The 15,021-nt window shown below is 70.0% G+C and carries 11 protein-coding genes; 8 read left to right on the forward strand and 3 right to left on the reverse strand.

What is annotated here, in order from left to right:
• The first annotated feature begins 153 nt into the window (after positions 1-153).
• From EAO75_RS36385 to EAO75_RS36395, 3 genes are all read left to right on the forward strand, one after another.
• Entirely contained in the window at positions 154-846 is a 693-nt protein-coding gene (locus tag EAO75_RS36385) for a TetR/AcrR family transcriptional regulator (RefSeq protein WP_147999399.1), read from the forward strand.
• A gap of 240 nt (positions 847-1,086) precedes the next feature.
• Complete coding sequence (locus tag EAO75_RS36390) at positions 1,087-1,326, forward strand: heavy-metal-associated domain-containing protein (protein WP_147999400.1); 240 nt, start codon at positions 1,087-1,089, stop codon at positions 1,324-1,326.
• 8 nt (positions 1,327-1,334) lie between these two features.
• On the forward strand, positions 1,335-3,635 hold the full coding sequence (locus EAO75_RS36395; protein ID WP_147999401.1) for a heavy metal translocating P-type ATPase: 2,301 nt from the start codon (positions 1,335-1,337) through the stop codon (positions 3,633-3,635).
• An 878-nt stretch (positions 3,636-4,513) separates the two neighbouring features.
• Here EAO75_RS36395 and EAO75_RS36400 read toward each other — a convergent pair.
• From EAO75_RS36400 to EAO75_RS36410, 3 genes are all read right to left on the reverse strand, one after another.
• Positions 4,514-5,803, reverse strand: a complete 1,290-nt coding sequence (locus EAO75_RS36400; protein ID WP_147999402.1) for a citrate synthase — start codon at positions 5,801-5,803, stop codon at positions 4,514-4,516.
• 266 nt (positions 5,804-6,069) lie between these two features.
• Positions 6,070-8,325 carry an ATP-dependent RecD-like DNA helicase gene (locus tag EAO75_RS36405; protein ID WP_147999403.1) on the reverse strand — a complete coding sequence of 752 codons (2,256 nt, stop codon included), beginning with the start codon at positions 8,323-8,325 and terminating at the stop codon, positions 6,070-6,072.
• A gap of 64 nt (positions 8,326-8,389) precedes the next feature.
• Positions 8,390-8,755: a hypothetical protein gene (locus EAO75_RS36410; protein WP_147999404.1), complete on the reverse strand. Its 366-nt coding sequence runs from the start codon at positions 8,753-8,755 to the stop codon at positions 8,390-8,392.
• 231 nt (positions 8,756-8,986) lie between these two features.
• On the opposite strand from EAO75_RS36410, the gene EAO75_RS36415 reads away from it, so the two are divergent.
• The 5 genes from EAO75_RS36415 (at position 8,987) to rbsD (ending at position 14,911) form a co-directional block, all read left to right on the forward strand.
• A complete protein-coding gene (locus EAO75_RS36415; protein WP_147999405.1) occupies positions 8,987-10,006 on the forward strand; it encodes a LacI family DNA-binding transcriptional regulator in 1,020 nt (339 codons plus the stop codon).
• Positions 10,003-11,547, forward strand: coding sequence for a sugar ABC transporter ATP-binding protein (locus EAO75_RS36420; protein ID WP_147999406.1), 1,545 nt, complete (start codon positions 10,003-10,005; stop codon positions 11,545-11,547). The genes EAO75_RS36415 and EAO75_RS36420 overlap by 4 nt, the downstream gene beginning before the upstream one ends.
• On the forward strand, positions 11,537-13,489 hold the full coding sequence (locus tag EAO75_RS36425; protein WP_147999407.1) for a substrate-binding domain-containing protein: 1,953 nt from the start codon (positions 11,537-11,539) through the stop codon (positions 13,487-13,489). The genes EAO75_RS36420 and EAO75_RS36425 overlap by 11 nt, the downstream gene beginning before the upstream one ends.
• A 133-nt stretch (positions 13,490-13,622) precedes the next feature.
• Positions 13,623-14,525: a ribokinase gene (locus EAO75_RS36430; protein ID WP_147999408.1), complete on the forward strand. Its 903-nt coding sequence runs from the start codon at positions 13,623-13,625 to the stop codon at positions 14,523-14,525.
• The gene (rbsD, locus tag EAO75_RS36435) at positions 14,522-14,911 is read left to right on the forward strand and encodes a D-ribose pyranase (protein WP_147999409.1); all 390 of its coding nucleotides are present in this window, start codon (positions 14,522-14,524) and stop codon (positions 14,909-14,911) included. Before EAO75_RS36430 ends, rbsD begins: the two co-directional genes overlap by 4 nt.
• Positions 14,912-15,021 lie beyond the last annotated feature (110 nt).

Raw genomic sequence — 15,021 nt, forward strand, 5'->3', positions numbered from 1 at the left:
TGTCCCCTTCACCCTGATCCGTGCCGTGCAAGCGAGGCGGCATGGAGCCGCCACTGCCATAGACTGGCAAACACGAGACATCGCTCGCGTTTCTCTAGAATGCGAGCGACCACTCGCGTTTGTCAATCGCGTTCGGAAAGCTGGGGATAACTCGTGTCCGCCAACCGGGAGAAGGACAGCCAGGGCAACCAGGACCGCCAGGAGAAGGAGCAGCCGCGCCGCCGTCAGGCCCGCGGTGAGCGCCGTATCGCCCAGCTGCTCGAAGCCGCGGCCACCGTCTTCAGCACCACCGGCTACACCGCCGCCAGCACCAACGCCATCGCCCGCGAAGCCGGCGTCTCACCCGGCACGCTGTACCAGTTCTTCCCGAACAAGGAAGCGATCGCCATCGAGCTCGGCGACCGGCTCATGCACGAGTTGCGTGAGATGTACGGCGAGGCGCTCGCTCCGGTCGATCCCGCGACCCCGCTGAATGAGGCCGTCGGCGCGGCCGTCGACCGGTTCATCGCCTTCAACTGCGCGCACCCGGTGTTCTTCGCGCTGATGCACGGCCCCGACATCCCCGGCCGCATGGCCGAGGAGCACGACGCCCTGCACGCGACCCTGCTGTCCCGGATAGAGGGCCTGCTCCTGTCGTTCCTGCCGGACGCCGACCCGGCCGTCCTCGCCCGGACCGCCCACATGTGCCTGGGCCTGTACAAGGCGGGCCTGGAGCTGGTGCTCGCCCACGAGGGCGCGGAGCGCGACGCCTACGTCCAAGAGCTGAAGAACGCCCTGATCCGCTACCTCGACCCGTTGGTGGGCGACAACCTCGGCCAGGGCGAGGCGGCCCGTACCGCGACGTGATGGGCCGGTACCGATAGGTGTGCATGGATCAGCTCCCGGATTCGGGGGGGACCCCGCGACCCACTGTCTCCCGCCCCGGGCACACCCGCATCCCGGGCGAGAGCGCGGTACACGCCGAACGCGCGTGCTGTACCGACAGGGACCACCCCTCTTTGAGCAGTACCCCGTAGGGGTATACCGTTGAGGCGAAGGGACCCCCCGGGTCCCCTCAGCCCCACATGCCTCGACGAGGAGAACCACATGACCGCCCAGACCGACACCTCGGGTTCCGTCACCGCCGTCTACAAGGTGAGCGGCATGAGCTGCGGGCACTGCGAAGGGGCCGTTTCCGGCGAGATCTCCGAACTCCCCGGTGTCAGCTCGGTGAAGGCCGTCGCCTCGACCGGCGAGGTCACCGTCGTCTCCGCGGCCGCGCTCGACGAGGAGGCCGTGCGCGCGGCCGTCGACGAGGCCGGCTTCGAACTGGTCGCCAAGGCCTGAGTCTGGTCATGACCAGCACCACGGACGAACCGCCGATAGCGAGGACGGCCGGCGCGACCGGTACGGCCGCAGCGACACCTGCGCCCGGCACGGCCGACAGCGCCGCCACCTCGGACGTCGAGCTGCTCATCGGCGGGATGACCTGCGCCTCCTGCGCGGCACGCGTCGAGAAGAAGCTCAACCGCATGGACGGCGTGACCGCCACGGTGAACTACGCGACGGAGAAGGCCAAGGTCAGCTACCCCGCGGGCATCGAGGTCGCCGACCTGATCGCCGTCGTGGAGAAGACGGGGTACACCGCCGAGGAGCCCGCTCCCCCGCAACCCGCGACGCACGGGCCGGAGCAGGCTCCGGAAGACCCCGAACTGACGGACTACCGCCAACGCCTCACCGTCTCCGCCCTGCTCGCCGCCCCCGTGATCGCGCTGTCGATGATCCCGGCCCTCCAGTTCGACAACTGGCAGTGGCTCGCGCTCACCCTCGCCTCGCCGGTCGTCGTCTGGGGCGGACTGCCCTTCCACCGGGCCGCGTTCACGAACGCCCGGCACGGCGCGGCCACCATGGACACGCTGATCTCGATGGGCACGCTGGCGGCGTTCGGCTGGTCGCTGTGGGCGCTCTTCTTCGGCGACGCGGGCATGCCCGGCATGCACGACACCTTCGAGTTCACCGTCTCGGGCACGGACGGCGCCTCGCAGATCTACCTCGAAGTGGCTTCCGGCGTCATCACTTTCATCCTCCTCGGCCGCTATCTGGAGGCCCGCTCCAAGCGCCGCGCGGGTGCGGCCCTGCGCGCCCTGATGGAGCTGGGCGCGAAGGACGTCGCCGTGCTGCGCGACGGACGCGAGGTCCGCGTTCCGGTCGACCGGCTGGCCGTCGGGGACCGGTTCGTCGTACGGCCCGGCGAGAAGATCGCCACCGACGGCACCGTCGTCGAGGGTGCCTCCGCGGTGGACGCCGCCCTGCTGACCGGCGAGTCGGTGCCGGTGGACGTCGCGGTCGGGGACGCGGTCACCGGGGCCACGGTCAACGCGGGCGGGCGGCTCGTCGTCGAGGCGACCCGGATCGGCGCCGACACCCAGCTCGCGCGGATGGCGAGGCTGGTGGAGGACGCGCAGAACGGCAAGGCCGAGGTGCAGCGGCTCGCCGACCGGATCTCCGCGGTCTTCGTCCCGGCGGTCATCGTCCTCGCGGTCGCCACCTTCGGCGCCTGGCTCGGCCTCACCGACGACACGGTCGCCGCGTTCACCGCGGCCGTCGCGGTACTGATCATCGCCTGCCCGTGCGCCCTGGGCCTGGCCACCCCCACGGCCCTCATGGTCGGCACCGGACGCGGGGCGCAGCTCGGCATCCTCATCAAGGGCCCCGAGGTGCTGGAGTCCACACGCCGGGTCGACACCGTCGTCCTGGACAAGACCGGCACGGTCACCACCGGCCGTATGACCCTCCAGAAGGTGTACGTCGCCGAGGGCGCCGACGAGGAGCAGGTGCTGCGGCTCGCGGGCGCCGTGGAGCATGCCTCCGAGCATCCCGTGGGCCGGGCGGTCGCCGCCGGCGCCGACCACCGGTTCGGCCCCCTGCCGGAGGTCGAGGAGTTCGAGAACGTCCCCGGCCGGGGCGTTCGCGGGCGCGTGGAAGGCCATGACGTGGCCGTGGGGCGCCTCTTCGACGCGCTGCCCACGGAGCTGGCCCGGGCCCGGGACGAGGCCGAGAGGGGCGGTCGTACGGCTGTCGTGGTCGGGTGGGACGGAGCGGCGCGAGGTGTCGTGGCCGTCGCGGACACCGTCAAGGAAACCAGCGCCGAGGCGGTGCGCGAGCTGCGCGCACTGGGGCTGACGCCGGTGCTGCTGACCGGGGACAACCGGCTGGTCGCCGAGGCGGTGGCGGACGCGGTCGGTATCGATCAGGTGATCGCGGAGGTCCTGCCGGAGGAGAAGGTCGAGGCGGTACGGCGGCTGCGGAGCGAGGGGCGCTGCGTGGCCATGGTCGGCGACGGCGTCAACGACGCGGCCGCGCTCGCCACCGCCGATCTGGGTCTGGCCATGGGGACGGGCACGGACGCGGCGATCGAGGCGAGCGATCTGACGCTGGTGCGCGGCGATCTACGGGTGGCGGCGGACGCCATCCGGCTGTCCCGGCGGACGCTGGCCACGATCAAGGGCAACCTCGTGTGGGCCTTCGGGTACAACGTCGCCGCGTTGCCACTGGCCGCGGCGGGCTTGCTGAACCCGATGATCGCGGGGGCCACGATGGCGTTCTCCTCGGTGTTCGTGGTGTCGAACAGCCTTCGACTCCGGACGTTCCGGTGAATTCGTAGTAAGAACCCCGCTGGGCACCTCTGGAGTCCGACGCCCGGCTCACATAAGCTCTTCACAAGGCTCGCGCATCATCCTTACGCTTGAGTCCCGATCGCCATATCGGGTCTCTTGCGTATCTAACGGACATATGCAAGAGACGCAGATCACAGTGAAGTGAACGTAACCATCGAAGGGGTTCGAAGGTCTAAGTTGACGATGTCAGGGAGCGTCTTGGGGGGCGCCAACTGGCATCTGAGGATGTCTTGGGGGACTTCCTCAGAGTTGCGTTGCCGGGGCACGTACGTCGGGAAGCTTTGAGCGGCCCTCCCGACCGTGCGCTGTCCCGGCAGACCGCACCAACCATGAGTACGACGAGTTTTGCTCGTTCTGCTCAACGCAATACCGAAAGACAGCGATTCAGGCGCTGCTCTCTCAGACGCCCGGCCGGATCCCGTGGGGGGAATCCGCACCGGGACATGGGAAGGCGCCCTGGACGTCGGCCCGTGGGGGGACCGGCGCCAGGGCGCCTTCCTTCTTTCTGCCTGGGACGCGGCACCCAGCGCCCCAAAGGGACGCGGGACTGCATCGATACGCGGCTACGGCCGCGCGAGCGATCGATATGCGGCTACCGGCCGCGCGAGCGCGACCCGAACACCGACAAGCGGCGCCCCCTCAGCGGAGCGTCCAGCACTCCTCGACCGGCACGAAGTCGCACTCGACAACACCCGTGGCCGTGCCGCCCGGGGGCAACCCCCCGGACCCCCGGCCGACCTCGCAACCCTGCGGCCACGAGGCCCAACCCCGAAGAAGCCCGGCCGTCGCGCGGCCGAAGCCCAAAACACACCGCCACCGACCGAACACCGACAAGCGGCGCCCCCGCAGCGGAGCGTCTAGCGCTCCTCGACCGGCACGAAGTCGCGCTCGACGACGCCCGTGTAGATCTGGCGCGGGCGGCCGATGCGGGAACCCGGCTCCTTGATCATCTCGTGCCACTGGGCGATCCAGCCCGGGAGGCGGCCCAGGGCGAACAGGACCGTGAACATCTCGGTCGGGAAGCCCATGGCGCGGTAGATCAGGCCGGTGTAGAAGTCGACGTTCGGGTAGAGGCTGCGCGAGACGAAATAGTCGTCGGAGAGCGCGTGCTCTTCCAGCTTCAGGGCGATGTCCAGCAGCTCGTCGGACTTGCCGAGGGCGGAGAGGACGTCGTGCGCGGCGGCCTTGATGATCTTGGCGCGCGGGTCGAAGTTCTTGTAGACCCGGTGGCCGAAGCCCATCAGGCGGACGCCGTCCTCCTTGTTCTTCACCTTGCGGATGAAGGAGTCGACATCGCCGCCGCTCGCCTGGATGCCCTCCAGCATCTCCAGGACGGACTGGTTGGCGCCGCCGTGCAGCGGGCCCCAGAGCGCGGAGATACCGGCGGAGATCGACGCGAACATGTTCGCCTGCGACGAGCCGACCAGACGGACCGTCGACGTCGAACAGTTCTGCTCGTGGTCCGCGTGCAGGATCAGCAGCTTGTCGAGGGCGGCCACGACGACCGGGTCCAGCTCGAACTCCTGCGCCGGCACCGAGAAGGTCATCCGCAGGAAGTTCTCGACGTAACCGAGGTCGTTGCGCGGGTAGACGAACGGGTGGCCGATCGACTTCTTGTACGCGTACGCCGCGATCGTCGGGAGCTTCGCGAGCAGGCGGGTCGTCGAGAGGTTGCGCTGCGTCTCGTCGAACGGGTTGTGGCTGTCCTGGTAGAAGGTCGACAGCGCCGAGACGACCGACGACAGCATGGCCATCGGGTGGGCGTCGCGCGGGAAGCCCTTGTAGAAGTTCTTGACGTCCTCGTGCAGCAGGGTGTGCTGCGTAATGTCGTTCTTGAAGGTCGAGAGCTCGTCGACGGACGGCAGCTCACCGTTGATCAGCAGGTAGGCCACCTCCAGGAAGGTGGAGCGCTCGGCCAGCTGCTCGATCGGGTAGCCGCGGTACCGCAGGATGCCCGCCTCGCCGTCGAGGTAGGTGATGGCGGATTTGTAGGCGGCGGTATTGCCATAACCGCTGTCCAGCGTCACCAGGCCGGTCTGGGCCCGGAGTTTGCCGATGTCAAAGCCCTTGTCGCCGACGGTGCTGTCAATCACCGGGTAGGTGTACTCGCCGTCGCCGTACCGCAGTACTACAGAGTTGTCGCTCACGTCTTCCCTCACCGACGTTGTGCCTCATCTTCGAGGTTGCCCTGACTGTCTCTAGCCTCCCCCATTCGGCTCAGAAGAGTGCACTCGGGGTCGACCATTGGGCCTATTGGCGGCACTGAGTGCCGCCAACCTGCCATCCTGCCCCCTGCTTTCCCCATCTGGAAGTGCTCTGTGACCTTCACGACTCATTTGATCGATCATTTTTTTCACTGCCTCACGAAACGGCAGGTCAGAAGGGGGCCGGGCGGGGGGCCGAAAAGCAGGATTCAGGAGCCCGCGAGCCGGAAGTCGAGCGCCGTGCAGCGGCGCCCGGCCGACACCGTGCGCACCGCCTGGCCGATGGCCTTGCGCGAACCCACGAGGACGACCAGCTGCTTGGCCCGGGTGACCGCCGTGTAGAGCAGGTTCCGCTGGAGCATCATCCATGCTCCCGTGGTGACGGGGATCACCACAGCGGGATATTCACTCCCCTGTGAACGGTGGATCGTCACCGCGTACGCATGCGCCAGTTCGTCCAGTTCGTCGAATTCGTACGGCACCTCCTCGTCCTCGTCCGTCAGCACGGTGAGGCGCTGGTCGACCGGGTCGAGCGAGGTGACGACACCCACGGTGCCGTTGAAGACGCCGTTCTCTCCCTTCTCGTAATTGTTGCGAATCTGGGTGACCTTGTCGCCGACGCGGAAGACCCGGCCGCCGAACCGCTTCTCCGCGAGATCGGGGCGTCCCGGTGTGATGGCCTGCTGGAGCAGGCCGTTGAGCGTGCCCGCGCCGGCCGGGCCGCGGTGCATGGGAGCCAGCACCTGGACGTCCCGGCGCGGGTCCAGCCCGAACTTGGCCGGAATCCGACGCGCCGCCACGTCCACGGTGAGCCGTCCGGTCTCCTCCGTGTCGTCCTCGACGAAGAGAAAGAAGTCCTTCATGCCGTCGGTGACGGGCTGCTGTCCGGCGTTGATCCGGTGCGCGTTGGTCACCACGCCGGACTGCTGGGCCTGGCGGAACACGCGCGTGAGGCGCACCGCCGGGATCGGGCCGCCGTCGGCGAGCAGGTCCCGCAGGACCTCCCCCGCGCCGACGCTGGGCAGCTGGTCCACGTCCCCCACGAAGAGCAGATGGGCGCCCGGCGGTACGGCCTTGACCAGCTTGTTGGCCAGCAGCAGGTCCAGCATGGACGCCTCGTCGACCACCACCAGGTCGGCCTGGAGCGGCCGGTCCTTGTCGTAGGCCGCGTCTCCGCCGGGCTTGAGCTCCAGCAGGCGGTGGACGGTGGAGGCCTCGGCGCCGGTCAGCTCGGCGAGGCGCTTGGCGGCGCGGCCGGTGGGGGCGGCCAGCACGACCCTGGCCTTCTTCGCGCGGGCCAGCTCCACGATCGAGCGCACGGTGAAGGACTTGCCGCAGCCGGGGCCACCGGTCAGCACGGCGACCTTCTTCGTCAGCGCCAGCTTGACGGCGGCCTCCTGCTCGGGCGCGAGGTCCGTGCCCGTACGGCCCTTCAGCCACCCCAACGCCTTGTCCCAGGCCACGTCATGGAACCCCGGCATCCGGTCCTCGTCGGTGCGCAGCAGCCGCAAGAGCTGGGCGGAGAGGGAGAGTTCGGCGCGGTGGAAGGGGACGAGATAGACGGCCGTCACGGGCTCCGCGTGGCCGTCGGGACCGGGCACCTTCTCCCGTACGACCCCCGGGTCGCCGCCGTCCTGCGGGACCTGGGCGAGTTCGGCCAGGCACTCGATGACGAGGCCCGTGTCGACCTGGAGCAGCTTGACCGCGTCCGCGATCAGCCGCTCCTCGGGGAGGTAGCAGTTGCCCTGGTCGGTGGCCTGCGACAGGGCGTACTGGAGGCCGGCCTTCACGCGCTCCGGGCTGTCGTGCGGGATGCCGACGGACTGGGCGATCTTGTCGGCGGTGAGGAAGCCGATGCCCCAGACGTCGGACGCCAGCCGGTAGGGCTGGTTCTTCACGACGGAGATGGAGGCGTCGCCGTACTTCTTGTAGATCCGTACGGCGATGGAGGTGGACACCTCGACGGTCTGCAGGAAGAGCATGACCTCCTTGATCGCCTTCTGCTCCTCCCAGGCGTCGGCGATCTTCTTGGTCCGCTTCGGGCCGAGGCCGGGGACCTCGATGAGGCGCTTGGGCTCCTCCTCGATGATCTTCAGGGTGTCCAGGCCGAAGTGCTGGGTGATCCGGTCGGCGAACACCGGGCCGATGCCCTTGACCAGGCCGGAGCCGAGGTAGCGCCGGATGCCCTGGACGGTGGCCGGCAGGAGGGTCGTGTAGTTCTCGACGGTGAACTGCTTGCCGTACTGCGGGTGGGAGCCCCAACGCCCCTCCATCCGCAGGGACTCGCCGACCTGGGCGCCGAGCAGCGCGCCGACGACCGTGAGCAGGTCGCCGCCGCCACGGCCGGTGTCGACGCGGGCGACCGTGTAGCCGTTCTCCTCGTTGGCGTACGTGATTCGCTCCAGGACGCCTTCGAGCACCGCCAGTCGCCGCTCGCCCGTGGAAGTCCCCGCCTGATTGGACATGATCCGACGCTACCGGTCGGGTACGACAATGCGGGAAGGGTGTGGACAAGGCTGCCGGCAGCCGTCACCCCGCCTGCGACTTCACGTGGTCGATGACCTTCCTGAAGTCCTCCGTCGGCGAGAACTCCACGAGCTCGCAGTCCTCCAGGGCCACGGGGACATGGCCTGGACCCCAGTAGTACGCCTGGCCCGCCTCGTAGTACTCCTCGCCCTGGGGTGTGAGCATCCGGAGCCGGCCCTTGAGCAGGTAGCCCCAGTGCGGGCATGGGCAGGCGTCGCCTTCGAGGCCCTTGAGGGCGGGACCCATGTCCGTGCCCTCGGGCAGGCTGATGTAGCCGACGGACAGGCCGCCGCCGAGGGGCTTGGTGCGCACCTCCACGCCGTCGCCGCCGACGACGACGGGTACGTCATCGCGAGTCGCTGCCGTCATGAGTCCTCCGCTCCGGCCCGCGAGGGCCCTGGGGAAACGCCCCCGCACTTCCAGGCTGGACCGCCGCGGAGCGCGCCGCGACAGCACAGGGCCGACATCACGATCCGGTCTCGGCATGTGGTTGAGGGGTTGATTAACGCCCGTGTAATCGATTCCAATCCTCCGTACACGTCGATGTAATCGATTCCACGACCATCGACCACGAACGATCCACAAGGAGGTGGAGCGGCGATGGCGAGCATCAAGGACGTCGCTGCCGAGGCGGGGGTATCCGTCGCCACGGTTTCGCGCGTCCTGAACGACCATCCGTCGGTCAGCGCCGAGGCACGCGCGCGTGTGCTGGCCGCCGTCGAGACCCTGGGCTACCGCCCGAACGCCGTCGCCCGCTCCTTGCGCACCGACCAGACCCGCACCCTCGGCCTGGTCATCAGCGACGTGATGAACCCCTACTTCACCGAGCTGGCCCGCTCCGTCGAGGAGGAGGCCCGCGCGCTCGGCTACAGCGTCATCATCGGCAACGCCGACGAGCGGCCGGACCTCCAGGACCATCACGTGCGGACCCTGCTGGACCGCCGCATCGACGGACTCCTCGTCTCCCCCACCGACGGCGGCTCCCCGCTGATGCTGGACGCGGCGCGGGCGGGGACGCCCATGGTGTTCGTGGACCGATGGATCCCGGGCGTGGACGTGCCGGTGGTCCGGTCGGACGGGCGCGGTGCCGTACGGGATCTCGTGGCTCATCTGCACGGGCTCGGGCACCGGCGGCTCGCGATCATCGCGGGGCCCGCCGCCACCACGACCGGACGCGAGCGCGTGGAGGCCTTCCGGGAGGCACTCGGCGCGTACGGCCTCGAACTCCCCGACGCCTACATAGGCCAGGGCGACTTCCAGGCCGAGAGCGGCCGGCAGGTCACCGAGGGCTTCCTCGACCTGCCCGAGCCGCCCGAGGTCGTCTTCGCGGCCGACAACCTGATGGCGCTCGGCGCGCTGGACGCCGTACGCGCGCGTGGCCTGCGCGTACCGGACGACCTCGCGCTCGCCGCGTTCGACGACATCCGGTGGTTCGTGCACACCGATCCGCCGATCACCGCCATCGCCCAGCCGACGGGCGAGTTGGGCCGGGCCGCCGTACGGGCCCTGGTGGACCGCATCGAGGGACGGCCCGGCGAGTCCGTCACGCTCCCCGCCCGCCTCGTCGTACGCCGCTCCTGCGGCGAGAACCCCACCCCAGTGCAAAGGAGCACGTCGTGAGCAACCAGGACGAGTTGCTGCGTATCGAGGGCATACGGAAGACCTTCCCGGGCGTGGTCGCGCTGGACGGCGTCGACTTCGATCTGCGCCGGGGCGAGGTGCACGTCCTTCTCGGTGAGAACGGTGCCGGCAAGAGCACCCTCATCAAGATGCTCTCCGGCGCCTACACACCGGACGCCGGGCGCATCCTGGTCGGCGGCGAGGAGACGCGCATCCACGGTGCGCAGGACTCCGGGCGCCTCGGGATCGCCACCATCTACCAGGAGTTCAACCTCGTTCCGGATCTGACGGTCGCCGAGAACATCTTTCTGGGGCGCCAGCCGCGCCGCTTCGGGATGATCGACCGCAAGTCGATGGAGGCCGACGCCGAGGTCCTGCTGAAGCGGGTCGGCGTCAACGTGTCGCCACGCGCGCGTGTGCGTGAACTCGGCATCGCGCGCCTGCAGATGGTCGAGATCGCCAAGGCGCTCAGCCTGAACGCGCGCGTGCTCATCATGGACGAGCCGACCGCCGTGCTCACCTCCGAGGAGGTCGACAAGCTCTTCGCCATCGTGCGCAAGCTGCGCGAGGACGGGGTCGGGATCGTCTTCATCACGCATCACCTGGAGGAGATCGCCGCCCTGGGCGACCGGGTCACGGTCATCCGGGACGGCAAGAGCGTCGGACAGGTCCCCGCCTCCACACCGCAGGACGAGCTCGTACGGCTCATGGTGGGCCGCTCCATCGAGCAGCAGTACCCGCGTGAACGGGCCGACAAGGGCGCCGCCTTGCTCTCGGTCGAGGGGCTGACCCGCGACGGTGTCTTCCACGACGTCGGCTTCGAGGTGCACGCCGGGGAGGTCGTCGGCATCGCCGGGCTCGTCGGCGCCGGACGCACCGAGGTCGTGCGGGCCGTGTTCGGGGCGGACCCGTACGACAAGGGTGCCGTGAAGGTCGCCGGGACGGCCCTGAAGGGGCATGACGTCAACGCCGCCATGGCGGCCGGCATCGGGCTGATCCCCGAGGACCGCAAGGGCCAGGGCCTGGTGCTGGACGCGTCCGTCGAGGAGAACCTCGGGCTGGTGACCATGCGGGCCGCCACGCGCGCGGGGCTCGTCGACCTCAAGGGCCAGCGGGAGGCCGCCGCGAGGATCGCCGGGCAGCTGGGCGTGCGGATGGCCGGGCTCGGCCAGCATGTGCGCACCCTCTCCGGCGGCAACCAGCAGAAGGTCGTCATCGGCAAGTGGCTGCTCGCCGACACCAAGGTGCTCATCCTCGACGAGCCGACGCGCGGCATCGACGTCGGCGCCAAGGTCGAGATCTACCAGCTCATCAACCGCCTCACGGCCGCCGGAGCCGCCGTACTGATGATCTCCAGCGATCTGCCGGAGGTGCTCGGCATGAGCGACCGGGTGCTGGTGATGGCCCAGGGCCGGATCGCGGGCGAACTGTCCGCCGACGAGGCCACCCAGGACTCCGTGATGGCACTCGCCGTCAGCAACCCCACCACGACCGACGTCAGCAACTCCACGTCCGACAAGGAGGCCGCTCGTGGCCACTGACACGCTCAAGAGCACTACGGGCGCCGGTGGCGCCACGAACGGCCTGCGCCGTCTGCTCCTGGACAACGGCGCGCTCACCGCGCTGATCGTCCTCGTCATCGCCATGTCGGCGCTGTCGGGCGACTTCCTTGACCCCGACAACCTGCTCAACGTCGGCGTCCAGGCGGCCGTGACCGCCGTCCTGGCCTTCGGCGTCACCTTCGTCATCGTCTCGGCGGGCATCGACCTGTCGGTCGGCTCGGTGGCGGCCCTGTCGGCCACCGTCCTGGCCTGGACGGCGACGTCACACGGCGTGCCGGTCGTCATAGCGGTGCTGCTGGCCGTCGCGACCGGCATCGCGGCCGGTCTCGTCAACGGCTTCCTCATCGCCTACGGCAAGCTCCCGCCGTTCATCGCGACGCTCGCGATGCTCTCGGTGGCCCGCGGTCTGTCGCTGGTGATCTCCGAGGGCTCCCCGATCGCCTTCCCCGACTCCGTCTCCCACCTGGGTGACACGCTCGGCGGCTGGCTGCCGGTGCCGGTCCTCGTGATGATCGTGATGGGCCTGATCGCCGCGTTCGTGCTCGGCCGGACCTACATCGGCCGCTCGATGTACGCGATCGGCGGCAACGAGGAGGCCGCGCGGCTGTCCGGGCTGCGGGTGAAGAAGCAGAAGCTCGCCATCTACGCCCTGTCCGGCGTGTTCGCCGCCGTCGCCGGCGTCGTGCTGGCCTCGCGCCTGTCCTCGGCGCAGCCCCAGGCCGCCGACGGCTACGAGCTGGACGCCATCGCTGCGGTCGTCATCGGCGGCGCCTCGCTCGCGGGCGGCACCGGCAAGGCGTCCGGCACGCTGATCGGCGCGCTGATCCTGGCGGTGCTGCGCAACGGCCTGAACCTGCTCAACGTGTCCGCGTTCTGGCAGCAGGTCGTCATCGGTGTCGTGATCGCGCTGGCGGTCCTCTTCGACACGCTGCGCCGCAAGGCCGGGGCGACCCCGGTGGCGGGCGGCGCTTCTGCGGGCGGCAAGGGCAAGCAGGCGGGGACGTACGCGCTCGCGGCGGTCGTCACCGTGGCGATCGTGGGGGCGACCTCCTTCCTGCACAACGGTTCCTCCGCGTCGTCCCACCAGAAGATGGGCCTGTCCCTGTCGACGCTCAACAACCCCTTCTTCGTGCAGATCCGGGCGGGCGCCCAGGCCGAGGCGAAGAAGCTGGGTGTGGACCTGACCGTCACGGACGCCCAGAACGACGCCTCCCAGCAGGCCAACCAGCTGCAGAACTTCACCAGTTCGGGCGTCGGCGCGATCATCGTCAACCCGGTGGACTCGGACGCCGCGAGCAACTCCGTGAAGGCCGCCGACAAGGCGGACATCCCGGTCATCGCCGTGGACCGCGTGGTCAACAACGCGAAGACGAGCGCCCTGGTCGCCTCCGACAACGTGGCCGGTGGTGAGCTCGCCGCCAAGTCGATCGCCGAGAAGCTCGGCGGCAAGGGCAAGATCGTGATCCTCCAGGGCCAGGCGGGCACGTCCGCCGCCCGTGAGCGCGCCCAGGGCTTCGCCAACGGCCTCAAGGCCTTCCCGGGCATCCAGGTCGTCGCCCAGCAGCCCGCCGACTTCGACCGCACCAAGGGCCTCGACGTGATGTCGAACCTGCTCCAGGCCCACCCGGACGTCCAGGGCGTCATCGCCGCCAACGACGAGATGGCGCTCGGCGCGGTCAAGGCGCTGGGCTCCAAGGCCGGCAAGTCGGTCTCGGTGGTCGGCTTCGACGGCACGCCGGACGGCCTGAAGGCGGTCGAGGGCGGCTCGCTGTACGCGTCCGTCGCCCAGCAGCCGACCCAGCTGGGCAGGATCGCCGTGGACAACGCGCTCAAGGCGCTGAAGGGCGAGAAGGTCCAGCAGACCGTGAAGGTGCCGGTGAAGGTGGTCACGAAGGAGAACGTGGCGGGCTTCAGCGGCTGACATCCGCCGACGTCGGCCTTGTCCGGCCGGCATCGGGGAACGGCGAACAGGTGGGCGGTCGTTGGAGCAGCATGGACCTGCCGGCGGCCGCCCGCCGCACGTCACTACGGGGACCTATCAGGGGAGCGATCTCATGTACGACTACGACCTTCTGGTCGTAGGGTCGGCCAACGCCGACCTGGTGATCGGCGTCGAGCGTCGGCCTGGTGCCGGCGAGACCGTGCTCGGCTCCGATCTGGCCGTCCACCCGGGCGGCAAGGGTGCGAACCAGGCGGTCGCGGCCGCCCGGCTCGGTGCCCGCACGGCCCTGCTGGCCCGCGTCGGCGACGACGCGCACGGTAGGCTGCTGCTCGACTCGCAGCGGGAGTCCGGCGTCGACACGGTGGGCGTCCTGGTCGGCGGCGCGCCGACCGGCGTCGCGCTGATCACCGTGGACCCGTCCGGGGACAACAGCATCGTCGTCTCGCCGGGCGCGAACGGCCGGCTCGCCCCGGGCGACGTCCGGGCCGCCGCGAGCCTCTTCCACGCCTCCCGGGTGGTCTCGGCCCAGCTGGAGATCCCGCTGGAGACGGTCGTCGAGGTGGTCCGCAGCCTGGCGGAGGGCAGCCGGTTCGTGCTGAACCCGTCCCCGCCCCGACCGCTGCCCACCGAGGTGCTGACGGCCTGCGACCCGCTGATCGTGAACGAGCACGAGGCGAAGGTGATCCTCGGCGACTCCGCGGTGGGCGAGACCCCCGAGGACTGGGCGCGGATCCTGCTGGCCAAGGGCCCCCGCTCGGTGGTCGTGACCCTGGGTGCCGAGGGCGCGCTGGTGGCCACCGCACAGGGCATGACGCGGATTGCGGCCGTGAAGGTGGACGCGGTGGACACGACGGGCGCGGGCGACGCGTTCACGGCCGCGCTGGCGTGGCGGCTCGGCACGGGCGCGCCCCTGGCCGAGGCGGCGGCGTACGCGGCGCGGGTCGGTGCGGTGGCCGTGACCCGGCAGGGCGCGCAGGTGTCCTTCCCTACGGCGGCGCAGGTCGACGCGCTGTGAAGAGGGCCGGAATCCTGAACCGCCACCTCAGCGGCGCCCTCGCCGAGCTGGGCCACGGCGACGGCGTCCTGGTCTGCGACGCGGGCATGCCGATACCCGACGGGCCCCGCGTCGTGGACCTGGCCTTCCGGGCGGGCGTGCCGTCGTTCGCCGTGGTGCTGGACGGGCTGCTGGCCGAGCTGGTGGTGGAGGGCGCGACGGCCGCGAAGGAGGTCCGCGACGCCAATCCCGCGGCGGCCGCGCTGCTGGAGGGGGAGTTCCCCGAACTGGAGCTGGTCCCGCACGAGCGGCTCAAGGAGCTGTCGGCCGGGGCGCGGCTGATCGTCCGGACCGGCGAGGCACGGCCGTACGCGAATGTACTGCTGCGCTGCGGGGTGTTCTTCTGACACCGCGCTCACCGGCAGGTGACATCCCGGTCCCCGGCGGGCCGGGAACGTTTCGAGGGGCTCGGTCGGCCGACCGAGCCCCTCGGGTTTTCCCCTCCCATCAGAACCCC

This window comes from Streptomyces sp. UW30 (assembly GCF_008042075.1).
Lineage (GTDB): Bacteria > Actinomycetota > Actinomycetes > Streptomycetales > Streptomycetaceae > Streptomyces.